Below are 24,335 nucleotides of genomic sequence, written 5' to 3' on the forward strand. Positions count from 1 at the left end.
CGCTTTTGCGTCGAGCAGATAGTCTGATGCACTGTGCGCGTACTAGTCATTGGTTCCGGTGCTCGAGAGCACGCCCTTCTCCTTGCGTTGAAGGCCGACCCGTCGGTCGAGAAGCTCTTCGTGGCTCCCGGTAACGCAGGCACTGCAAAGCTCGCCGAGCAGCACGCGGTCGACGTGGCCTCGGGTGAGGCGGTGACCGCGCTGGCCAAGGAACTCGGCGTCGATCTCGTCGTCATCGGACCAGAGGTCCCCCTGGTGCTCGGCGTGGCCGATGCACTTCGTGAGGCAGGTATCGCTGCGTTCGGCCCGTCCGCCGATGCCGCTCGCATCGAGGGCTCCAAGGCGTTCGCCAAGGATGTGATGACCGCTGCGGGTGTGCGGACCGCGCACAGCGAAATCGTCGACTCGCCCGCGCTGCTCGACGCAGCCCTGGACCGTTTCGGTCCCAACTGGGTGGTCAAGGACGACGGCCTGGCCGCAGGCAAGGGCGTCGTCGTCACCACCGATCGGCTCGTCGCCCGCGCACACGCCGCCGAACTCCTCGAGAACGGCCACCCGGTGCTCCTCGAATCGTTCCTCGACGGCCCCGAGGTCTCCCTCTTCTGCCTCGTCGACGGCGAGACCGTCGTGCCGCTGCTGCCCGCGCAGGACCACAAACGCGTCGGCGACGGAGATACCGGGCCCAACACCGGCGGCATGGGTGCGTACACCCCGTTGCCGTGGTTGCCCGAAGGCGCTGTCGACGAGATCGTCCGCGATGTGGTGAAACCTGTTGCCGCCGAGATGGTCCAGCGCGGTGTGCCGTTCTCCGGTCTGCTGTACGCCGGGTTGGCGATGGGGGCCGACGGCCCGGCGGTGGTCGAATTCAACTGTCGCTTCGGTGATCCCGAGACCCAAGCCGTACTCGCTCTGCTGAAGACACCTCTCGGTACCGTGTTGAACGCAACCGCCACCGGGACTTTGGCGTCGTTGCCCGCGCTGGAATGGGCAGACGGTGCCGCGGTCACTGTCGTCATCGCCGCCGAGAACTACCCCGGACGTCCGCGCACCGGCGACGAGATTCTCGGTTCCGACGGAGCAGGCGTCCTGCACGCAGGCACCGCCGTCGAGGACGGCGTTGTGGTCTCCGCCGGTGGCCGAGTACTGAGCGTCGTCGGTACCGGATTCGACCTCACCGCCGCCCGAGACGACGCCTACTCCCGGATCGCAGGAATCCGGCTGCCGGGCAGCCACTTCCGTACCGATATCGGATTGGCTGCCGTCGAGGGTCGTATCTCGCTGTAGATGCGGTCGGTGTCCACAGTTTCGCCTAGCACACCCGATACCGTGCACCGGGTCGAAAAGTGGACACTCAGGTCAGTAGTCCACAGGTAGCAGCGCCATCCACATTTCTCGAATCGCCCGCCAACGGGGAGCTGTTCGACGCCAGGCTGTCACCCGTGGGGGTTTACACGAGGCAACAGTTGCTGGACGACGGCGTCAGCGAGGGCGCAATCGTCTACCGGACCGGGGTCGGCACACTGACCCGTCTGCTTCCGAGTATCTACTGCACGGGCGAACCGACGTTTCGCGATCGCTGCGTTGCCGCGACACTGTGGCAGCCGCACGCAGTGCTCAGTCACCGCACTGCGGCGTGGTGGTGGAACCTGCTCGATCACGAACCCGAGCAGGTGGAGATCACCGTTCCCCGCAGCTCGAGGCCGCGCGGTCCGAAGTGGCTGCGGGCGTATCGTCGCAGTCTCGACGAGTCGAGCTTCGCCCACGGTCTGCCGGTCGTGACCATCGAGCAGTCCGTCATCGACGTCGCCGTATCGCTGACCCGTCCCGCGCTGGAGAAATTCTTCGACTCTGCGCTCAGTCGCGCGGTGAGCTGGCGCGCAGTGGCGATCCAATGCGAGAAGTCAGCGGGGATGGCCGGCATCACCGAGGTGAGGAGGCAGCTACGCCTGGGGTGCCCGCGCACTCTGTCCGAACCCGAACGCCTGGTGGCACGGGCACTCACCTTCGCGGGCTACTTTCTGGAGATCAACGCCGAGGTGGGGCCGTACTATGCGGATCTGCTGGATCGCCGGGCGCGCGTGATCGTCGAAATCGATGGACGTGAGTTCCACAGCGCACCGGAAGTGTTCACCAACGACAGGGTTCGGCAGAACGGTCTGACACTCGACGGATGGCTCGTGCTGCGCTACTCGGCTGCGATGGTGATGACGGATCTGGACTACGTGTCGCGGCAGATCATCGAGACCGTGCGACGTCGGCGGAAGGCACTGACCTGAGTGTCCACATTGTGCAGTCACGATCGCGATCCCGTCTGGCGAGCGAAATAGTGGACATTCACATCAGTAGTGTCGAGACAATGCACAGTGAATCCCAGCGATCGAGGGTCGAGCCGTTCCATGTCATGGATGTGTTCGCCGCAGCTGCCGAGCGGGCGCGCACCCACGGCGACGTGCTGTCCCTGGCAGCGGGGCAGCCGTCGACCCGCGCGCCCGAGCCGGTGTTGCGCGCCACTCGTGATGCACTGGATGCGCACCTGCTCGGCTACACCGAGACGCTGGGCATCCTGCCGCTGCGGCAGGCGATCGCCGAGTATCACAGCGAGCGATACGGAATCACCGTCGACGCCGACGACGTGGTCGTCACCACCGGGTCCTCCGGCGCGTTCACCCTGCTGTTTCTCGCGGCGTTCGACGTGGGGGACACCGTCGTCATGGCGAGGCCGGGATATCCGGCGTACCGAAACACATTGGCGTCCTTGGGTTGCCGGGTCGTCGAATTGGACACTCTGGCAGGCACGCGGTTTCAGCCGACCGTAGCCATGCTCGAGCAGCTGCCCGAGCCGCCCGCCGGCCTCATCATCGCCAGCCCTGCCAACCCAACCGGCACGATCATCGATGCGGACGAGCTCGCGGCCATCGCTCGCTGGTGCGACGAGCACGGAACGCTGCTGATCTCGGACGAGATCTACCACGGCATTTCGTACGGCGCGCACACCTCCAGTGCCTGGGAGACTTCGAAGGAATCCGTGGCGATCGGATCGGTGTCGAAGTACTTCTCGATGACCGGGTGGCGGTTGGGATGGATGCTGTTGCCGTCTCGATTGCGAAGAGCCGTCGAGCGATTGGCCTCGAACATGACGGTGTGCCCGCCCGCGATCTCCCAGGTTGCCGCCATCGCGGCGTTCACCGAACAATCGCGCACGGAGTTGGACTCACACGTCCGGCGTTACGCCGTCAACCGGCAGATTCTGCTCGACGGTTTGCCGGCCATGGGCATCACTGATCTCGCACCGGCCGACGGCGCGTTCTACGTGTACGCCGACATAGCGCATCTCACCGACGATTCGCGGGCGTGGTGCGCGCAGGTGTTGGCGCGGACCGGAGTCGCGTTGGCGCCGGGTGTCGATTTCGACACCGTGCGCGGCCATACGACTGTGCGCTTTTCGTTCGCGGGGACCACTGCCGATGTCGAGGCGGCGTTGACGCGGCTGCGCGGGTTCACAACCTACTGAGTGCCTCGTCGATATCGGCGGCACTGACATCTCGGTGCGTGACGAAGCGCACCTTGCCGGCAACCGTCACTGCGGCGACGCCGAGCGCGTCCAACTCCGCGACCGTCGCCGCCGGATCGGGAACCGATGCCAGCACGATGTTCGTCTCGGGCTCCGCCACATCCCAATTCCGCTCGCGCAGTCCACCGGCGAGTGCCGATGCGTTGGCGTGATCGGCGGCCAGATCGCCGATTCGATCGAGGGCGACCAATCCGGCCGCGGCCAGGACTCCGCCCTGACGAACGCCGCCGCCCAACATCTTTCGGACCCGTCGTGCGTCGTGAATTCGATCGGCATCGGAGACCAGCACTGACCCGACCGGTGCGCCGAGGCCCTTGCTCAAGCACACCTGCACCGTGTCGGCGCCGGCGGCCAACGACGCGATCGGAACATCGAGGGCCACAGCGGCATTCCACAGTCGTGCGCCGTCCAGATGAATGCTCAGCCCGCAATCACGCCCGGCAGCAACGAGTTCGGCCCACTCGGCCGGACCGAAGGCGGCGCCGCCTGCGAAGTTGTGAGTGTTCTCGAGTGACAGCAGCGTCGTCCGCAGCGTGAAGTACGGTCCGGCACCGCCTGCCTTCGCGCGCACCGTCGACGCCAGCGGCCGCCCGGGCCCACCGTCGTGGGGGAGCGCGTCGGGCATCCCGCCCGCCAACCACGCGGCGGTACCGAGCTCGGAACCGAGGACGTGCGCGTGCTCGGGTGCCAGGAATCGATCGCCGCGCTGCAGATGCAGCATCAGCGCGATCATGTTTCCCATCGAACCCGAGGGGACCCACAGTGCCGACTCGAAACCGAGCAGCCCTGCAACCGCTTCTTCCAGTGCCGCCATCGTCGGATCGTGATCGAGGACATCGTCACCTACATCGGCCTCGGCCATGGCTCTGCGCATGACCGAATCGGGACGGGTGATGGTGTCGGAGCGGAGGTCGATCGTTCGATGTGCCACGAGCACTGACAATTCCATAGCGCCAAAGCAGTCCGACGAAGGGCCTCGAGCTGGCACGATAACTTGAATGTCCGCAGGTCCGACCGAGTCGCAGCACAAGGTGTCGGGTGCGACTCCCAAGGGGGTGCGCCGGCGCCAGGCACTCGCGTCGGCGGCTGCGGACCTCCTCGTCGAGGGTGGGTTCGACGCGGTTCGGCACCGATCGGTTGCTGCACGGGCCGGGCTGCCGCTCGCATCGACGACCTACTATTTCGAATCCCTCGGCGACCTGGTCGCTGCGGCCGTCGACATCGTCGGAACCCGCGAAATCGAGGTCATGCGCGGCCGGATCGACGACGAGGGCACCTGCTCACGCAAGATGGAGTCGACGGTCGATCTGATCGTCGACCTGCTCATCGGCCCACAGGACGGCCACGAGCACCTGATCGCGAGATACGAGCGTTTCATCGCCTCCGCCCGGCATCCAGAACTGCGTGAGGTGCAACTGCGGTTGCGCGCACAGATCGACGATCTACTCACCGACGTGCTGCGCAGGTCCGGACGAACCGTGCGCGAAGAGCAGCTTCGTCGGCTGGTGGCCGTGGTCGACGGTGCGGTCGTCGGTGCCCTCAGCGAGGTGGACCCCGATCCGCGCGGCATGGCGCGCAGCATGCTCTTGGCCGTCATCGACGTCGTCGCACCAGCCGAATGACGGGGCCACGTAAGCTGGTCGCTCGTGAGCATCCCGAATGTCCTGGCCACCCGCTACGCAAGTCCCGAACTGGTGGAGCTGTGGTCACCGGAGCACAAGATCGTCCTGGAACGCCAACTGTGGATCGCGGTGCTGCGCGCGCAGTCCTCCCTCGGAGTCGACGTCCCGAGCGCCGCCGTCGCGGATTACGAAGCGGTCGTCGACCAGGTGGACCTCGCGTCGATCGCCGAGCGTGAACGAATCACCCGGCACGACGTCAAGGCTCGGATCGAGGAGTTCAACGCCCTCGCCGGCCACGAACACATCCACAAGGGCCTCACCAGCCGCGACCTCACCGAGAACGTCGAGCAGCTGCAGATTCTGCGTTCACTCGAACATGTCCACGGGCACGGGGTCGCGGTGGCCAAGCGCCTGGCCGAACGCGCGGCCGAGTACTCCTCGCTCGTCATGGCCGGGCGCAGCCACAATGTCGCAGCTCAGGCCACGACTCTCGGTAAGCGCTTCGCATCTGCCGCCGACGAACTGCTGCTGGCTCTGTCACGCCTGCAGGAACTGATCGCGCGCTACCCGCTGCGCGGAATCAAGGGCCCGATGGGCACTTCGCAGGACATGCTCGACCTGTTCGGCGGCGACTCGGCCAAACTCGTCGCGCTCGAGCGGATCGTCGCCGATCACCTCGGCTTCCGTCACACGCTCACCAGTGTCGGCCAGGTGTACCCCCGCTCGCTCGACCACGAGGTCGTCTCCGCCCTGGTCCAGGTCGGTGCCGGTCCGTCGTCCTTCGCGCACACCGTTCGCCTGATGGCGGGCCACGAACTCGTCACCGAAGGTTTTCAGGCCGGGCAGGTCGGCTCGTCGGCGATGCCGCACAAGATGAACACCCGTTCGTGCGAGCGCGTCAACGGCCTGCAGGTGGTGCTCCGCGGCTATGGATCGATGGCCGCCGAACTCGCCGGTGCGCAATGGAACGAGGGCGACGTCTTCTGCTCCGTGGTGCGCCGCGTCGCGCTGCCCGACGCCTTCTTCGCCATCGACGGCCTCATCGAGACCTTCCTGACGGTGCTCGACGAGTTCGGGGCCTACCCGGCCGTCATCGCCAAGGAACTCGACCGGTACCTGCCGTTCCTCGCGACGACGAAGGTGCTGATGGCCGCCGTGCGCGCAGGCGTCGGACGCGAAACCGCACACGAGGCGATCAAGGAACACGCCGTGGCTGTCGCGTTGGCGATGCGCGAGCAGGGACTCGAACCGGATCTGCTCGACCGCCTGGCCGCCGACGATCGCCTGCCGCTCGACCGCGCCGCACTCGACGCGGCACTGGCAGACAAGACGGCCTTCATCGGTGCTGCCGATGCGCAGGTCGGTTCCGTGGTGTCGGCAGTGGAGCGGCTGATGGAGAAGTTCCCGGCCGGCGCGTCCTACAGCCCGTCGCCGATTCTCTAGTCAGGACAGGACGCCGGGAAGGTCGGCGACCGAGGAGATCACGTAGTCGGGTTCCATCGCGAACTCGTCCTTGATACGTCGGTCCAGCACATCCTGCTGGAACTTGCCGGTGCGGACCAGGACTCCGGTCATTCCGACGACCTGTGCGGCCAGTACGTCGTTGTCCAGGTCGTCGCCGACCATCACGACGTCCTCAGGGTCGATGCCCATCCGCTCGGACGCTGTTCGGAAGCCGAGAGGTGCCGGCTTCCCGATGGCCTTCGCGGTGTGTCCGGAGGCCTGCTCCATCCCGGCCAGATACATACCGGTGTCGATACGAAGCCCGGCCCCGGTGCTCCACATCAACGAGCGATGCATCGCGACGACCGGTATGCCGCGACAGAGCCAGTCGTAGACGCGACTGAGGCGCTCGTGTGTGAACTCCGGGCCTGCACCGCCGACGACCACGACATCCGGATCCTCGGAGGATTCGTCGACGAACTCGATACCCGGCATATCGTGTGCGATCTCACCGTTGTTGATCAGTACCACCCGGGCGTCCGGATAGTTCTCGCGGAGATGATCGGCGGTGAGCGACGCGGCGGTGACGATCTCGTCGGAGTGCACGTCCAGTCCCACCTCGCGGAGCGCAACAGCTATCTGCTCGCGGGTCTTCGAGGTGGTATTGGTCAGAAACGCGCGGGCGATATCTCTGCTGTCGAGATACTTCAGAGTTTCCGCGGCACCGGGCACCGCCTGCCACGACGTGACCAGGACGCCGTCGATGTCGAAAAGAACCCCGCCGATACCCATCGGCAAACAGTAGTCGCCGGGCCCGGGCCTCGCAGCCCCAGCGCGTCGAGCGCCTACGCTCGGAGGCTGTGAACCCCTACACGATTTTCGCCGAGATCATTGCCGGGACGGCCGAGGCTTCTCGGGTCCACGAGGACGAGACAGCGATTGCGTTCATGGACATCAGGCCGCTCACCAGCGGACATGTGTTGGTGGTGCCCAAGGAGCAGTATCGGACGCTGGCGGAGCTGCCGCCGGAGATCGGGGCGCACCTGTTCGTGGTGGGGCAGAAGGTGGCCGCCGCTGTGCGTGCCAGCAATCCGCGGGTGGCCGGCGTCAACTTCTTTCTCGCCGACGGCACAGTGGCCGGTCAGGAAATCTTCCACGTGCATCTGCACGTCATCCCGCGCATGATCGGCGACGGCTTCGGGCTCCGTGCCAGGCCGTCGTCCCCGCAGCGATCCGAACTCGACCGGCAGGCCGGAGAGATCGCAGCCGCGCTGCCTCGGTAGTGACCTTCTGCGCTGTCGATAGAGCTGTGCCGTCCGCGGCCGGGTGCGCGCTGAGGTCGACGGCCCGGGCCCGACGCATCTAGCTTCCCCAGGGTCGGCTAACGCAGGGTAGCCTGCCCTTATGAACTGGTGGCATTCTTCTGTTCGCACCCAGTACGACGCAGAGCGCAGCCGATCGAAGGGGCACCGGATGGATCCGCACGGAATCGGGACCGAAGAACTGCGGGCACAGGTCGCAGAACTGATCGGCTCCGAGCCCGAGGCGGTGCCGATCGATGCGAACCTGTTCGAGTTGGGTCTGGAATCGATCGTGCTGATGCGGTTGGTGGGCAGATTCCGTCAGCAGGGCAGGGCGGTGACATTCGCCGATCTTGCTGCGCAGCCCACGGTCTCGGCCTGGTCCGAACTGGTCGGCGCAGCAATCGAGCCGGTACCCGCGGCCACCGCTCGCACCCCGGAGCCGAACCGGCCTGACACCGGCAGCTTCGATCTCGCCGTACTGCAGCACGCCTATTGGATCGGCCGCAGCGCAGAGCAGCGGTACGGCGGCGTCGCCCCGCACCTCTACACCGAATTCGACGGCAGAGCCGTCGATCCCGAACGGCTACGCGCCGCACTCGACGCCGTGGCCCGCAGGCACGACATGCTGCGGGCTCGGATCACCGACGACGGACATCAGGTGATCGAGTCCAACCCTGGGTGGCGCGGACTGACGGTGCACGATCTGCAGAGCGAGTGCGACGCAGTGGTCGAGCTGGAACGAACTCGGCAACGCCTGACGCATCAGATGCTCGATATCGAAGCCGGAGAGGTGTTCTCGGCCGATCTGTCGTTGCTGCCGGGCGGCCGAACTCGGCTGCATCTCGACGTGGACATGATTGCAGGCGACGCCGTCAGCTTCAGAATTCTGGTCGCAGATCTGGCGAGGGCATACGATGGCCAGGAGCTGCCGGCAGTCGACTACAGCTACGCGCGCTACCTCGCCGACCGTCCGCAGGATCGCCGACAGGCTCGGGCGCAGGCCGAACGCTACTGGACCGATCGATTGGATTCTCTGCCCGGAACGCCCACTCTGCCTCTGGTGGAACGTGATTCGGGCTCACCCTCGGCGACGCGTCGGGCGTTTCACCTCGACTCGCAGCACTATTCGCTCTTGCAGTCGCGGGCTCGCGCACAGGGCGTCACTCCGGCGGTGGCGGTGGTAGCGGCCTTCGCCGAAGTGGTCGGGGCCTGGTCGGTCGAGCAGCGATTTTTGCTCAACGTTCCGATGTTCGACCGTGCCCCGACGCATCCAGCCGTCGGAGATCTCGTCGGGGACTTCTCGTCCTCGGTGATGTTGGACGTCGATCTGCGGGAAAGTCTGTCGTTCGCCCAGCGGTCCCGGCGGTTGCGGGCTCGACTGCACGAGGACGCCTCGCACGTCGACTACTCCGGGGTGGAGGTACTGCGCGATCTCGGCCGTCGTCGCGGACAGCCGGTACTCGCGCCCGTGGTCTTCACCAGTGCGCTCGGATTGGGTGAGCTGTTCGACGCACGTGCTCGGGAGGTGTTCGGAGACCCGGTGTGGATCATCTCGCAGGGGCCGCAGGTGGTTCTGGACGCCCAGATCACCGAACTCGACGGCGGCGTGCTGGTCAACTGGGACATACGCGAGAACGAGTTCCTGCCAGGGGTTCCCGAGGCGATGTTCGACGCCTTCGAGATGCTGGTCCGTGCACTCGTGGTCGATGGTGACAGCGTGTGGTCGGAACCGGTAGGGCAGCTGGTTCCGCCGCGTCAGCTTGCGCCGAGAACCCCGGCCGCCGAGGTACCGCGGATCGATGCATTGCCGACCGCCGAGAACCAGACCCTGCACCGCGCTTTCTTCGATCGCGCATCGCGCAACCCCGATGCGGTGGCGCTCGTATGGGGCGATGGCGAGTCGATGACGTACGGCGATCTGCGCGATCGAGCGATGAGAGTGGCTGCGGCACTGACGGATCGGGACGTGGCAGTGGGCGACACGGTCGGGGTGACGCTGCCGAAGGGGCCGGATCAAGTGGCCGCAATTCTCGGTGTGCTCGCCGCAGGCGGCGTGTACGTACCGATCGGCATCGACCAACCGGCGAGTCGAGCTTCCCTGATCGCCCGAAAGGCCGGGTTCGCGGTGACGATCGGAGGATCGGGTGACGACGGCCTCGCGGTGTCCGACGCGGTCCTGACCGAGCCGATGCCCGTCCCGCACCTCGGACCCGACACCGCTCACGCATACATGATCTTCACCTCCGGTTCGACGGGGGAGCCCAAGGGTGTGGTCGTCCCGCATCGCGCGGCGATGAACACGATCGGCGATCTGGTCCAACGATTCTCACTGGACGAGCGCTATCGCCCGTTGTGCCTGTCGGAGTTGGATTTCGACCTGTGCACGTTCGACCTGTTCTCGGTGTTCGAGGCCGGCGGTACGGCCGTGCTCATCGAGGAACACGAGCGCAGAGACCCGCAGCGCTGGGTCGCGCTGATTCGTGCGCATCGAGTCACGGTGATCAGCTGCGTACCGCCGCTATTGGACATGATCCTGTCGACCGGCGAGGATCTGGGCGACTCGCTCGAGGTCGTCATGCTCGGCGGGGACAAGGTGGGTCTCGACCTCTACCGCCGGATGAACGCAGCGGTGCCGGGATGTCGGTTCGCCGGACTCGGCGGCGCAACCGAAACGGCGATCCACAACAGCATCTGCGAGGTCGTGGACGTCGATCCGCACTGGCGCACGGTGCCGTTCGGACTGCCGCTACGGTCGATGGCGCTCCGGGTCGTCGATGCGCGCGGCCACCAGGTGCCGGACTGGGTACCCGGCGAGCTGTGGGTGGCAGGAACAGGATTGGCCGACGGTTACCTGGACGACCTCGAACGCACGAACGAGCGCTTCGTCGAGGCCGATGGCTACCGCTGGTACCGCACCGGCGATCTGGTTCGCTACGGCACGGACTCGATGGTCGAATTCATCGGCCGCGTCGACAACCAGATCAAGATCAACGGATTTCGCATCGAGCTCGGGGAGATCGAGTCCGTCCTGGCCGGCGATCCCGAGGTCGTTGCCGCCGCCGCAGTCGTCGACCGCTCGGGTTCTGCTGCGGTGATGGCAGCGGTGGTTCTCGGCGATTCCGCTGCCGACCCCGATCAGAGCGTGGCGGGCATCACCGGCAGGGTGGCCGACCGTTTGCCCGCCCACATGGTGCCGGACCGGATCGTGGCACTGCGCACTTTGCCGCTCACCGTCAACGGCAAGATCGATTCCGCGGCAATTGCACAGCAGTGCCGAGCTGCAGGTGATTCCGAGCGAGCCGGAGCGCGTGTTGCGCCTCGAACCCGACTCGAGGGCGCACTCGCCCTGATCTGGCAGAGCGTGCTCGGTGCCGAGGAGGTGGGAGTCACCGACACCCTGTTCGCGTTGGGCGGCGATTCGGTACTCGCGACCACCATCGTCGCCCGAATTCGCGCGGCGTTCGACATCACCTCCGTCACGGTGCGGATGCTGTTCGCCGCGCCGACCGTGTCGGGTCTGGCGGAGTCGATGATCGCAGCCGAAGGCAACGGCGAACTGCTCGAGGCGACCGCAGAGATCTACGGATCGATCGAATCCATGTCGGAGGACCAACTGGTGGCCGCACTCGACCACCAGCACACTCCCTGACTCGATATGCCCACTCCCTCCTTCGAAGATCGGGAATCCACAGTGCACCCAGTCATCGAGCACCCAGATATCGAGAACCCAGCTGACTTCGTACCGTTCGACGACAGCCGAACCCGGACATACCTCGACGCCGGACTCTGGCGCGAGACAACACTTCCCGAGGTGTTCGCCTCGTGGGTAGACCGGTTCGGCTCTCGTCGCGCGATCGTCGACGACACCGAGGAGCTGACGTACGACGAGCTGAATTCGCGAGTTCGAGCGACCGCAGCGGGGTTTGCCGACCGGGGAATCGGGTCGGGCGATCGGGTGCTGGTGCAATTACCCAATTCGGTGTGTTTCGCGGTGGTGCTGTTCGCGTTGCTCGAGTGCGGCGCGGTTCCCGTGCTCACCCTGCCCGCGCACCGTCGACGCGAAATCGTCCATCTGGCAGCCACATCGAAGGCCGTGGCGTACGTGATCGCGGAGCGGGACGGAAACTTCGACTGTATAGCGCTCGCCGACGAGACGATGGCGGCGGTGCCGAGCATTCGGGAGGTCTTCGTCGATGGCCCGACAGATCGGGGCGGGGTGCATACCCCGTTGTCCGGTGTCGTCGGTGCGCCACGGGAGTTTCCGCGTGCGTCCCCAGCGGATATGGCAGTGCTGTTGGTGTCCGGCGGAACGACGGGTCTGCCGAAGTTGATTCCGCGTACCCACAACGACTACGAGTACAACGCGCGGGCCAGCGCGGAGGTCTGTGAACTGACGGCCCAGGATGTCTATCTCGCGGTTCTTCCCGCTGCACACAACTTTCCGCTGGCGTGTCCAGGCGTGCTCGGGGCGCTCGGGGTCGGAGCGACCGTGGTCTTCGCTCGTGTACCCAGTCCCGATCAGGTGTTCGCGGTGATCGAGCGGCATCGGGTCACCGTCACCGCACTGGTTCCGACGTTGACTCATCTGTGGTGTGAGGCGACGGACTGGGAAGAGGCGGACCTGTCCAGTCTGCGGCTGCTGCAGGTCGGCGGCGCGAAGCTCTCGCCCGAGGTCGCCAAGCTCGTCGAGCCGTCGCTCGGGTGCCGGTTGCAGCAGGTGTTCGGCATGGCGGAGGGGCTGTTGAACTACACACGGGCAGGCGACGCACCGGATCTGGTCATCGGCACCCAGGGGCGCCCGCTGTCCGAGCACGACGAGATCCGAATCGTCGATGCCGACGGTGACGACGTGCCGGTCGGGGAGACGGGCGAGCTGCTCACCCGCGGCCCGTACACCATCAACGGCTATTACTCTGCAGCAGAGCACAATACGAAAGCCATCACCCCCGACGGCTTCTATCGGAGCGGAGACCAGGTTCGACGGTTGGCCTCCGGTCATCTGGTCGTCACCGGCCGGATCAAGGACGTCATCACCCGCAACGGTGAGAACGTCGCGGCCGACGAGCTGGAGGATCTGCTGCTCACCCATCCCGGAATCGCCCGAGTTGCGGTGATAGGCGTACCCGATCCCGCTGTGGGCGAGAGCATCTGCGCGGTGATCGTGCCTAGCGGCAGCGCTCCGAACCTTGCCGAGGTGCGAGCATTTCTCACCGCCGCAGGCTGCGCCGGGTTCACCTTGCCCGATCGTGTGGTGACACGAACGACGCTTCCCGTCACCGCGATCGGCAAAGTGGACAAGTCCATGCTCGTCAGGCGGGCAACCGAACGACAGGTGAGAACATGAAGCCCTCGGATCTCGACGACATCAAGCGCCGGTTGCTGGCAGATCGTCTGCGGCGCAGCAGGGGCGGTGAGACCGCCGAGGTCGAGCGCGGTCCTCTCGCACATCTCCCATCGTCCGAATTCGACTGGCTGAGGACGCGATTCGAGACCATCGACGATGTGTGGCCGCTGTCTGCGCTGCAACTGGGGTTGGTTTACCAGATCGGGGTGGATGCGAACGCCACCGATCTCTACACCGTTCGTACCGTGGTCGAGGTGGACCGAGTTCTGGACGGCGACCGGGTTCGGCACGCTCTGCAGTCGGTGGTCGACTCCACTGCGGCGTTGCGGACGGCGTTCGTCACTCCCGACGGCGGTATGCCGGTGCAGGTGGTGCTGTCGACGGTGCAGGCGCCGTTGACGGTTGTGGACCTCGGTCGCTGTTCGGCGAGCGAGTTGGAGGAACAGTGGAACCGGGTGCTCGCCGACGACCGGCAGTGGTCGTTCGACATCGCTGTTCCTGCCCTGTTCAGGGTCACACTCGTCCACCTGCCCGACGGGGTCGACCGCCTGCTGACGACCTACTGGTTCGGGTGTTTCGACGGTGGCTCCTCGGCGCTGTTGGTCTCTCGTGTCCTGGAGCAGTACGACGGCGCGAGCCCGAACCTCGATCACGGCTACCGGGAGTACCTGCGCTGGTGGACCTCTCGCGACCGGGCCGAGTCCGAGCGGGCATGGCAGCGGTGGTTCGGCGATGTCGACACCCCCACACTGGTGGCCGATTCGGGTCAGGGCGTCGGCCAGGCTCCCCGGCGGGTCGAACGCAGACTGTCGCGAGCTCGGTCCGGTCGACTGGATTCGGTTGCGCACGAAGCGGGTTCGACACTCTTCACCGTGCTGGCTGCCGCGTGGGCGAGCGTGCTGATGCGCGTGGTCGGTCGGTCCGACGTGGTATTCGGTACCGCAGTGGCCGGACGACCGATGGAGGTGCCGGGCTCGGAGCGAGCCATCGGACCGTTCATCAGTACCGTTCCGCTCAGGGTCGCGGCAGGCGGATCCGATACAGCCGCAGACATCGCCGTCCGGGTGCAGGATCAGCGTCTGGATCTGATGGCGCACGACTCGCTCGGTCTCGGCGGGATTCAGAAGGCGATCGGTGCCGGTGCGCTGTTCGACACCCTGCTGGTGCTGCGCAACGCAGCGGGTCCTGCAGCCGACACAGATGCCGCGCCGGGGCGGCAGGTGCGACACATCTCGACCGTCGACGGGTCGGAATTCCCGGTGTCGATTGCCGTCGACCCGGGTAGCGAGCTGAATCTGTCGGCGACGTACCTGCCCGACTCCGTGGACGACGATCGCGCACGGTACCTGCTCGACTCCTTCGAAACCGCCCTCGACGCCGTTGCCGAACAATCCGATCTGCCGATATCGCGGTGGCCTGCCCCGGCAACCGAATCGACGAGCATCGCGGACAACGGCTTCGACGACAGGGACGAGCGGCTGCCCGATTCCACGATCGCCGAGTTGCTGGCCGATCGCGCCGCGGCCGTCCCCGAGTCGACCGCGCTGGTATTCGGGGCCGAACGGGTGACGTTCGCAGACCTGGACGTGCGGGTCCGCGCGTGCGCACGGGCACTCCTGCGCCGAGGTGCCGGTCCGGAATGCATCGTTGCGCTCGCGCTGCCGCGGTCGGTGGAGATGGTGGTGGCGCTGTTCGCGGTGCTGCGCACCGGCTCGGCCTATCTGCCTCTCGAACTCGACTACCCGAGCGATCGCCTCGACCTGATCTTGGCCGACGCACAGCCGACGATCCTGGTGACGAACACCGAGACGCAGTCCCGTGCACTGACGACCGACGCCATCGAGATGGTCGTCGACGACCCCCGTGTGGCTGCCGAATTGGCGCAACGCGTCGAGCCGTCGGAGTTCGACACGGGTCCGTTCGCGCCTGGGACACCCGGCCGCCTCGAGCACCCGGCCTATGTCATCTACACCTCGGGTTCGACCGGCACACCCAAAGGCGTCGTCACCCCGTACCGGGGCCTGACGAACATGCTGATCAATCACCGCGACCAGATCTTCGGCCCCACCATCGCCGCGGCCGGGCATCGGACACTGCGGATCGCGCACACCGTCTCGTTCTCCTTCGACATGTCCTGGGAAGAGCTGCTGTGGCTCGTGGAGGGCCACGAGGTGCACGTCTGCGACGAGGAACTGCGCCGTGACGGTGACGCATTGGCGCGATACTGCGAGCAGAACCTGATCGACGTGGTCAACGTGACGCCCACGTACGCCGGGCACCTGCTGGATCTGGGACTGCTGAACGAGCATGACGGACATCGGATTCCGCTGGTACTTCTCGGCGGAGAGGCGGTTCCCGAGTCGTTGTGGCAGCAGCTCGGCGGTGTCGGATACAACCTCTACGGACCCACCGAGTACACGATCAACGCGCTCGGTGCCGGTACCCGTGACAGCGACACCCCGTCGATCGGATCACCGATTCTCGGTACCCGCGCGTACGTTCTGGATCAGTGGCTGCGGCCGGTTCCAGTGGGATCTGTCGGTGAGCTGCACCTGTCCGGTGTGGGCCTGGCTCGTGGTTACCTGAACCGATATGCGCAGACGGCAACCAGTTTCGTCGCCGATCCCTGGTCGCCGGGCGAGCGAATGTACCGCACCGGCGATCTGGTCCGGATCAGGCCCGACGGCCAGTTCGAGTATCTGGGCCGGGCAGACGACCAGGTCAAGATCCGCGGCTATCGCGTGGAGACCGCGGAAGTCGAACGGGCGGTGAAGAACTGCGACGCGGTTGCCGGGGCGGTGGTGCGGGCGGTGGACAGAGGTGCGGGCACTCGGGCGCTCGCCGCGTACGTGGTCCCCCTGCACGCCGCTGCGTCCGAGGACCATGGCGCGCTGTTCGGATCCATTCGGGACGAGCTCGCGGCCGTACTGCCGGAGTACATGGTGCCCACGCTGTTCGCTGCGCTCGAACGCGTTCCGATGACGATCAATGGCAAGCTCGATTATCGGGCTCTGCCGACCGTGGATGCCGCGGGCACCGGCACGTTCGTGCCGCCGCGAACACCGGTGGAGACGATGCTGTGCGAGATCGTCGAGGCGGTACTCGGGGTCGGTCGGGTGGGAATCGACGACGATTTCTTCGCCCTCGGAGGTGACAGCATCACCTCCCTCGCCGTGGCATCGCGGGCGCGCAAGGCAGCGATTCCGCTGGCACCACGGGAGGTGATGCGCAAGCGAACAATACGGATGTTCGGTGCGGAACTCGTCACCGACGAGACCGTCCGGCCCGCAGTCTCCGCTGCGGCGGTCACCGTGGATCTGTCCCAGGACGAGCTCGACGAATTCGAAAGCAGTATGTGAGTGACCGAGACGACGACCGGTACCCCGGCGACTCCGCAATCGAAGATCGCGGCTGTTCTGCCATTGACGGCGCTCCAGGTGGGAATGTATCTGCAGTCGAGTCTGGCTGCAGCGACACAGGATCCGTATCTGTCTCAGACGGTGCTCGACCTGTCTGCTCCGGTTCGAATCGACCGCCTCACACGGGCGCTGGAGCAGCTCTTCGAACGTCATCCGAACATCAAGGCGCTACTGCGCCAGCGCCGCAACGGTGACCTGGTGTGGGTGATTCCGCGCGCATCGACACCGGAACCGACGCCTGTCCGCGGAGACTGGGACGATCATCTGGTCCGCGACAGGTCCGCCGGATTCGCGTTCTTCGAAGGGCCGTTGATCCGCTGCGCGTACTCGACCGATCCTCGGTCGCCACGGGTACTGATCACCTACCATCACGCCCTGATGGACGGGTGGTCCGAGGCCATCTTCGTTCGCGAGTTGATCGCCCTCTACCGGTCGGGGGAGACAGAGGTGTTGGCACCTGCTCCCGACTATCGCGACTACCTGGCCTGGACGGCCGGTCAGGATCGTGATGCTGCGCTGGCGCGTTGGGCGAACTATCTCCACGGCTTCGACTCTCCGACACTGATCGCAGACGGCGCACCGGCACAGACCAATTCGTGCTCCCGTATCGACCTCGACATCGCCGACGAGATGGCAGGGCGTGTCGCCGACTACGCGCGGAGTCGCGGCGTGACCACGAACGTGGTGGTGCAGATGGCCTGGGCGTCGATGCTGGCGGCTCGGACCGGAGCAGGCGACGTGACCTTCGGAATGGCGAGCTCCATCAGGCCGTTCGACCTCGACGGGGCCGAGGCCATGGTCGGTCTGCTGCTCAACACCGTGCCCGTTCGGGTTCGATTCGATACGAGCAAGGCCGTGGCCGATGTGGTCGACGGCCTACAGACCGACCATCTCGACCTGGACGAGCACCGGTTCCTCGGCCTGTCCGAGATCGCCGGAACCGTCGGCGGCGGTGCACTGTTCGACACGATCGTCGTGTATCAGAACTATCCGACACTGCCCTCCGAAGCGAGCGCGGCCGTCGACCAGGTCACCGTACTGGGCGCTCACATGAGCTTCCCGATGGCTCTGATCGTCGGTCCCGACCCTGCTCTGTGGGCGTTCGTGCTGCACGACGAGGCAGCCGTCGATCACCGTTCGGCCACGGTGTGCGCCGAGACCTTCGTCGAGATGCTGGACAGGCTGACGAGCCGTCCGGACGTCGATGTGCCGCAGCTCCTCTCGGCCCCCGACGGCCAGGGATACAGCATCGGAGCGTCTCGGCAGGTGCCGACGCTGGAGACGGCCCTCGCCGACCGGTTCGCGCAGTCGAGCGAGGACGTCGCGTTGACGGTCGGTGGTGACGCGATCACCTACGCCGAACTGCGATCCCGGGTGGCCGAGGTGTCGACGCGGCTCCGCAGCTGGGGTATCGGGACCGAGAACCGTGTCGCGATCGCGCTGGGCCGGGGAGTCGACATGGTGGCTGCGCTGCTGGCGACCATCGACGTGGGTGCGGTGTTCGTACCCATCGACATTCGCTACCCGCGTGAGCGCATCGACTACGTGCTCGCAGACTCTCGCCACGACATTCTGTTGGTCGACGATGCCACCCCTACCGCGCTGACCGCTCTCGAGACCGCGGCGAGAATCGATTCGATGTCGACTACCGAGACAGTGGAAGAACCCTTTGCCCGGAGCATCCCGGACGACTGCGGGTCCTATCTTGTGTACACCTCCGGTTCGAGCGGAATGCCCAAGGGAGTGCTGGGAACCAGAGCCGCGCTGGCCCATCGTCTGCACTGGGCGACGCTGCACTGGGGCGGTCCGAGGAGCCGGATTGCCAAGAGCTCATTGTCGTTCATCGATGGAGCAACCGAACTGCTGACCGGGATTCTCGCGGGCCAACACGTGGTGTTCGCACAGGATCACGAGTATGCCGATCCGAGGGCGCTGGTCGAGCTCATCGCTCGATCCGGGGCCGGGCAGATCACCGCCGTCGGGTCGCTCGCCGCGGCATTGGCGACGACTTCGCCGCAGGAATGTGGTTCGCTGACCAGTTGGATACTCAGCGGAGAACCTTTGACCAGCAACACGATCGCTGCGATCGGAGCAGCGACGCCCGAGGCGGCGGTGTACAACTCCTACGGCTCCTCCGAGGTGGCGGGCGACGTTGCCGTGCACAGGGTCGCAGGCGACCCGGCCGTCATCGGAACGGCGGTGGACAACACTATCCTCGGCGTGCTCGACGACCGACTGCGCCCGCTGAGAACAGGGATCGGCGGCGAGCTCTACGTCGCGGGGGTGCAGCTCGCGCGTGGATATGTCGGTAGACCGGCCGAGACCGCCGCACGGTTCGTCGCAGACCCGGGCGGGGACGGCGGCCGAATGTACCGCACCGGTGATCGCGCCCGCATCCTCGACGACGGTGCGCTCGAATTCCTGGGACGCGCCGACCGGCAGGTCAAGGTCAGGGGCCATCGCGTCGAGCTGGGGGAGATCGAAAACCTCACTGCCGAAATCGAATCCGTGGACGCGTGTGCAGTGGTCGCGGTGACCGACGACGGGGGCGCAACCGTGCTCGTCGCACATGTGACCCCCGGTAATGTCGATGCCGCCGCGGTGCGCGACGTCCTGCGAGGGCGGGTGCCCGACTATCTGGTGCCGGCGTTCTGGGTGGCGATAGACCACGTACCGCGCACTCCCAACGGCAAGACGGATCTGGTCACTTTGACGCAGCGCGGGATTCCCGAGAACGGACCGAGCCGGTCACGAGCAGCTGCGAGCGACGACGAGCAGTGCCTCGTACACCTTTTCGCAGATGCGACTCGTACGGGTGCAGAGTCGATCGGGGTACACGACGACTTCTTCGCGTTGGGCGGCGACAGTATCACCGCCATCAGCATGGTTCATCACGCACGCGGTACCGGATTGGCGATCACGACCGCCGACGTCTTCGAGTGCCGCACAGTCGCGGCGCTGGTCGAGCGAGCCCGGCTCGCCGAAACGGTCTGTGCTGCAGCAGAACCTGACAGCAGCGCGCCGCTACTGGACGCGCAGGACCTGACCGAGCTACGCACACTCGGAATCGATACAAAACTCGCACGTCCGGCAACTCCGTTGCAGCAAGGGCTGGCATTCCAGTCGCTCGCGGGAGGAGACGGACTCGAGGAAATCTACGTCATCGCCACCGAGTTCGAGATACGAGGCGAGCTACACCTCGGAAGGTTCGAGGACGCACTGGACGCAGTGTGCGAGCGCCACCCGGCTCTGCGCTCACGCTTTCTCACCCTGAATTCCGGGACCACCGTCTCGGTCCGCGACACGGAACGAGTGCACGTGCGCAGGCGGGCCGTCGAGGATCCGGATGCACCCTCGGTGCGCGCCCTGGTCGCCGAGGATCGCGGGACCTTCGACATCGAGCACGGTCCCCTGGTGCGAGTTCTTCTGCTGGACTGCGGAGAACAGCTACATCGCGTGGTATTGACCGTGCATCACCTCCTCGTCGACGGTTGGTCGATGGGGACCGTCGGCACCGAATTGTTCATGCTCTACCGTGGCCGGGATCTACCGGCTCCGGCGTCGTTCGACGACTATCTTCGCTGGCTGTCGCGGCGAGACGATTCGTCGATCGAGGTATGGCGTCGAGCACTGGGCACCGACGTGGTGCCGACCATCCTGGCCTCGACCACCTCAGCGTCCGAGGTGCGATCGGAGTCGCGCGAGATCGAGATTCGTTGGGATGTGCAGGACTCCGCCCGCCTCGCGGATTCCGCTCGTCGTAGATCCGTGACGGCGAGCGAATTGATCAATGCGGCATGGGCCGTGGTGCTCTCGGCGTTCACCGATTCCCGATCGGTGGTGTTCGGATCCACGGTGTCGGGACGCCCGACCGACCTGAACCGCGTCGGCGACATGGTCGGGCTGTTCATCAATACCATCCCGGTGCGCGTCGACATCGAGCCCGACGCCACCGTGTCGTCGGTTCTCGCAGGCCTCCGGGATTTCTCCGTCGCCGTGGCCGCGCATCATCACGTCGGTCTCGCGGACATCCAGAAAGCGCTCGGCGGGGGAACGCTGTTCGACACCCTCGTGGTGTTCGAGAACTTCGCTGCCGCCGATACCTCCGGTGTCGATACCGAGGACTTCTCGGTCTCGGTTGCCGGGTTCCACACGGTGACTCACTACCCCTTGACGCTGACGGTGTTTCCGGGCGAAGAACTGCGGTTGGTGGTGGAATATCGAAGCGGCGCAGTATCGGCCGAGCGTGCACGGGCGGTGGCCTCGGCCATGACGGCGGTGCTTCGGAGGTTCGCCGAGGCGGACGATCCGTTCATTGCGTCGGTGCCCCTCGTGGATCAAGCAACGGCGCACCGGCTCACCGACGAGCATGCCTGCGGCGCTCGCCCCTATCCGAGCGAAACGTTGGTCGAGCTCTTTGCCGAACAGGTGGCGCTGCAGCCCGATGCGATCGCCGTTCAGGACGCCGCCGCGGCACTGACGTTCGCCGAATTGGACCGCATGTCCAACCGAACCGCACGGTGGCTCATCGGTGCAGGCGTGGGGGCCGAGGATCTCGTGGCCGTTCTGGCCCCACGCACAGTGATCTCGATTGCGGCAATCCTCGGGGTGATGAAGTCCGGGGCCGCATATCTGCCGATCGACCCGAACTGGCCGGCCGACCGCACCAGCCGAATTCTCGGCGAGGCGCAGCCGGTGATGACATTGACCACGGATTCCGTTGCCTCGCTTACGGCTTCGTCCCTCGACTCGGTAGGTATCACCGATGCCGAACGGCGAGCACCGTTGCACCCCGACCACCCCGTGTATTCGATCTACACCTCGGGCACGACAGGCGCGCCCAAGGGCGTTCTGGTCCCACATCGTGGCCTGATCAACCTGTACCACTCGCATCGCGAGAACGTGCACGAACCGGCTGCCCGACGCGCGGGTAAGTCGACTCTGAACGTGGCGCACGCCTGGTCGATGGCCTTCGACGCGTCCTGGCAGCCGCAGCTGTGGCTGTTCGGCGGGCACACGGTGCATCTGATCGATCCCGAGACCGTCCTCGACCCGGTGGAACTGACTGCTCGGTTGACTGCGCTGTCGGCGGACTTCATCGAAGTCGTGCCCTCGTTGCTCGAACAGATGCTGAGATCGGGTTCGATCGAGACACTCTCGACGGTCGGCGTCGGAGGAGAGGCGGTGTCCGCCGAGCTGTGGAATCGGTTACGTAGCAGGCAGACCCTGGTGGCGTACAACTTCTACGGGCCGACCGAAGCGACGGTGGACGCGGTGTACACCACTACCGAACTGTCGAGTGAGCCGGAGATAGGCCGACCGGTGACCAACATGCGGGCCTATGTATTGGACAGAAGCCTTCGACTGGTGCCGCCCGGCGTGTTGGGCGAGCTCTATCTCGGCGGGCCCGGCGTCGTGCGGGGATACCGGAATGCGCCGGGGCGCACGGCACACCGATTTGTTGCCGATCCTTTCGGCGCGGGTGGCACGCGGCTGTACCGGACCGGGGACCTCGTCGCGTGGACCGAGAGCGGCGCACTGCGGTACGGGGGCCGGACGGACGATCAGGTGAAGATTCGTGGTCACCGCGTCGAAGTGGCCGAGGTGGAGGTTCGGCTGCGCGAGTTCGACGCCGTGGCAGACGCGCGGGTGGTGGTGCGAGGATCCGAGAACGGGAATGCCGTGCTCGCCGGCTACGTGGTGGCAGAACAGGGTAAATCACTGGATCCGAATGCCGTTCGTACCCGCCTGCGCGGTCTGCTCCCGTCGTACCTGGTGCCGGCGTCGCTGACCGTGCTCGATGCATTTCCCGTCCTGTCGAACGGCAAGCTCGACGCTTCCGCACTGCCCGAGCCCGAGCTCGCGACGCGCTGCGGGCGTCTCCCGAATTCGGAGGTGGAGCGGCAGATCTGCGCGGAGGCGGCCGCGGTGTTGCACGTGACCGAGGTCGGTGCCGACGAGGACTTCTTCGATCTGGGCGGCGACAGCATCATGGCGATGGAGCTGTCCGCGAGGCTCCGGTCGGCCGGCCTGACGGTGCCGCCGCGGCTCATCGTCTCTCTTCGGACGCCGGAAGGTGTTGCCGAGCAGCTGGAGTCGGGGCCGTCGTCGAGCGCATCGAGCATCGTCGATGCCTGCGGAACGGTACCGCTGACACCCATCATGCGGTGGATGGACGCCCTCGACGGGCCTGTCGACGAGATCTCGCAGGCGGTGTTGCTCGACGCTCCGACACTGCTCACCGAGGATTCGCTGGCAGAACTCCTTCGGTTGTTGGTGGACCGGCATCCGATTCTGCATTCACGATTCGAGCGCAATCTCGAAGGGGAGTCCACGTTCACGGTGTTGCCGCGGGGGAGTGCCGATGTCGGTTCCTGGATTCGGGTCGAGGACTGCGGCGCACTGACCGAGTCGGAGCTGGCGAACCGCGTGGCAGAGCAATCACGAGCTGCACGTGGCCGACTGAATCCGGCGGCCGCCAGGATGGTCGATGTCGTCTGGCTGCGGAATCGACCACATCCCGAGTCTGCAGGGGAGCTGTTGATCACCCTGCACCACCTGGTGGTCGACGGTGTGAGTTGGCGGATTCTGTTGCCCGATCTGACGGAGCTCTGGGAGCGCGGTCGTTCGGCCGTGCACGCAGCTGCCGGACACTCGATGCGGCGGTGGGCGCTCGAGACGCGCCGTCGTGCATCCTCGCCGGAGGTACTCGCCGATCTCGACTACTGGTCGAGCGTCGGTGACGGCGCAGTGTCGATTCCGCTCGCGCGGCCCCTCGACCCGTCCGTGGACACCGGTGCTCGCATGCGCGTCAGCACGTTCGCGTTGTCGGCGGACGAGACGGCACAGTTGATGTCGGCGACCCACGGCCGCCTCGGTGCGTCCGTCGAACACCTCCTGCTGGCGACCTTCGCTGCCGCTACCGCGGGCTGGCTCGATGGCGAGGCGTCGACGCCACAGTCGTTCGTCGTCGACATGGAGGGCCACGGTCGGTCGGGAGTGGCCTCGGACCGAGTGGATGGATCGTCGGTGGTCGGATGGCTCACTGCGGTGTTCCCGCTGCGCCTCACTGCACAGCCTCGGGATCGCAGGATCCTTGCCGAGTACGAGTCGAATCCCGCTGCAGCAGAGGCTGTTCTGCATGAACTCGTGACGGCTGCCAGGACGTCCAGGGAGTCGGTGCCGGGAGACGGATCCACCTATGGCATGCTGCGGTTCTCCGAGATCGAAGCCTGTGAGGTGATTCGTCGGAAGCCTTCTGCCGCCATCGAATTCAACTACCTCGGGCGGTTCGACGCGGCTACGGGCGGTCTGTTCGGTGCCAGCAGGCTACGCAGCAGCCTGGATTCCTCTCCGGGGGAGCGTACGCCCTGTGGGTATGCACTGGTCGTGGACAGTTACATCCACGATCGGGATTCGGCGGCTGTTCTCGGCGTCACGATCTCCTGGCCGGAGGGTGTGTTCGAGGGTGCGGCGGAACTGGCGCGTCTGTGGCGTGGGGCCTTGACCTCGGCCTGCCGAATCCTCGCTGTCGACCCGGACAAATGCACCACGAGGGCGGTTTAGGCTACCCGAAACTATTTGTTGGATCTGTTGAATAATGCGTGTCCTTCTTCTAGAGTGACGAGGTGT

At 65.9% G+C, this 24,335-nt stretch carries 12 protein-coding genes; 10 read left to right on the top strand and 2 right to left on the bottom strand.

Annotated elements, in window-relative coordinates; translation table 11 throughout:
- Positions 1 to 33 precede the first annotated feature (33 nt).
- From purD to J1M87_RS23505, 3 genes are all read left to right on the top strand, one after another.
- A complete protein-coding gene (gene purD / locus J1M87_RS23495) occupies positions 34 to 1,284 on the top strand; it encodes a phosphoribosylamine--glycine ligase (RefSeq protein ID WP_206492204.1) in 1,251 nt (416 codons plus the stop codon).
- Between the two features lie 155 nt (positions 1,285 to 1,439).
- Positions 1,440 to 2,276 (top strand): DUF559 domain-containing protein, encoded by an 837-nt coding sequence (locus J1M87_RS23500; protein ID WP_206492205.1) that lies wholly within the window; start codon positions 1,440 to 1,442, stop codon positions 2,274 to 2,276.
- An 80-nt stretch (positions 2,277 to 2,356) separates the two neighbouring features.
- Positions 2,357 to 3,511, top strand: a complete 1,155-nt coding sequence (locus J1M87_RS23505; protein WP_206492206.1) for a pyridoxal phosphate-dependent aminotransferase — start codon at positions 2,357 to 2,359, stop codon at positions 3,509 to 3,511.
- Here J1M87_RS23505 and J1M87_RS23510 read toward each other — a convergent pair.
- Positions 3,498 to 4,502 carry a low specificity L-threonine aldolase gene (locus J1M87_RS23510; RefSeq protein ID WP_374222414.1) on the bottom strand — a complete coding sequence of 335 codons (1,005 nt, stop codon included), beginning with the start codon at positions 4,500 to 4,502 and terminating at the stop codon, positions 3,498 to 3,500. The two genes, J1M87_RS23505 and J1M87_RS23510, sit on opposite strands and share 14 nt — an antisense overlap.
- Positions 4,503 to 4,569: 67 nt before the next feature.
- Here J1M87_RS23510 and J1M87_RS23515 point away from each other — a divergent pair, with 67 nt between their 5' ends.
- Positions 4,570 to 5,193, top strand: a complete 624-nt coding sequence (locus tag J1M87_RS23515; protein WP_206492208.1) for a TetR/AcrR family transcriptional regulator — start codon at positions 4,570 to 4,572, stop codon at positions 5,191 to 5,193.
- A gap of 24 nt (positions 5,194 to 5,217) precedes the next feature.
- On the top strand, positions 5,218 to 6,636 hold the full coding sequence (gene purB / locus J1M87_RS23520) for an adenylosuccinate lyase (RefSeq protein ID WP_206492209.1): 1,419 nt from the start codon (positions 5,218 to 5,220) through the stop codon (positions 6,634 to 6,636).
- Here the strand turns inward: purB and J1M87_RS23525 are convergent, their stop codons facing one another.
- Positions 6,637 to 7,428: an HAD-IIA family hydrolase gene (locus J1M87_RS23525; protein WP_206492210.1), complete on the bottom strand. Its 792-nt coding sequence runs from the start codon at positions 7,426 to 7,428 to the stop codon at positions 6,637 to 6,639.
- 68 nt (positions 7,429 to 7,496) lie between these two features.
- Between J1M87_RS23525 and J1M87_RS23530 the strand changes: the two genes are divergently transcribed.
- The 5 genes from J1M87_RS23530 (at position 7,497) to J1M87_RS23550 (ending at position 24,269) form a co-directional block, all read left to right on the top strand.
- Entirely contained in the window at positions 7,497 to 7,919 is a 423-nt protein-coding gene (locus J1M87_RS23530; protein ID WP_206492211.1) for an HIT family protein, read from the top strand.
- 121 nt (positions 7,920 to 8,040) lie between these two features.
- Positions 8,041 to 11,589, top strand: a complete 3,549-nt coding sequence (locus J1M87_RS23535) for an amino acid adenylation domain-containing protein (protein ID WP_241257376.1) — start codon at positions 8,041 to 8,043, stop codon at positions 11,587 to 11,589.
- A gap of 42 nt (positions 11,590 to 11,631) precedes the next feature.
- A complete protein-coding gene (locus J1M87_RS23540; protein WP_307830914.1) occupies positions 11,632 to 13,284 on the top strand; it encodes an AMP-binding protein in 1,653 nt (550 codons plus the stop codon).
- The gene (locus J1M87_RS23545; protein ID WP_206492213.1) at positions 13,281 to 16,643 is read left to right on the top strand and encodes a non-ribosomal peptide synthetase; all 3,363 of its coding nucleotides are present in this window, start codon (positions 13,281 to 13,283) and stop codon (positions 16,641 to 16,643) included. The genes J1M87_RS23540 and J1M87_RS23545 overlap by 4 nt, the downstream gene beginning before the upstream one ends.
- On the top strand, positions 16,644 to 24,269 hold the full coding sequence (locus J1M87_RS23550; protein ID WP_206492214.1) for a non-ribosomal peptide synthetase: 7,626 nt from the start codon (positions 16,644 to 16,646) through the stop codon (positions 24,267 to 24,269).
- Positions 24,270 to 24,335: the final 66 nt, after the last annotated feature.

Source organism: Rhodococcus sp. KRD162 (assembly GCF_017168335.1).
Taxonomy (GTDB): Bacteria; Actinomycetota; Actinomycetes; order Mycobacteriales; family Mycobacteriaceae; genus Rhodococcoides.

Coding starts and splice junctions, on each gene's coding strand:
- J1M87_RS23505 (WP_206492206.1), top strand. CDS start 2,357: ATGCACAGTGAATCCCAGCGATCGAGGGTCGAGCCGTTCCATGTCATG.
- J1M87_RS23515 (WP_206492208.1), top strand. CDS start 4,570: ATGTCCGCAGGTCCGACCGAGTCGCAGCACAAGGTGTCGGGTGCGACT.
- J1M87_RS23525 (WP_206492210.1), bottom strand. CDS start 7,428: ATGGGTATCGGCGGGGTTCTTTTCGACATCGACGGCGTCCTGGTCACG.
- J1M87_RS23535 (WP_241257376.1), top strand. CDS start 8,041: ATGAACTGGTGGCATTCTTCTGTTCGCACCCAGTACGACGCAGAGCGC.
- J1M87_RS23545 (WP_206492213.1), top strand. CDS start 13,281: ATGAAGCCCTCGGATCTCGACGACATCAAGCGCCGGTTGCTGGCAGAT.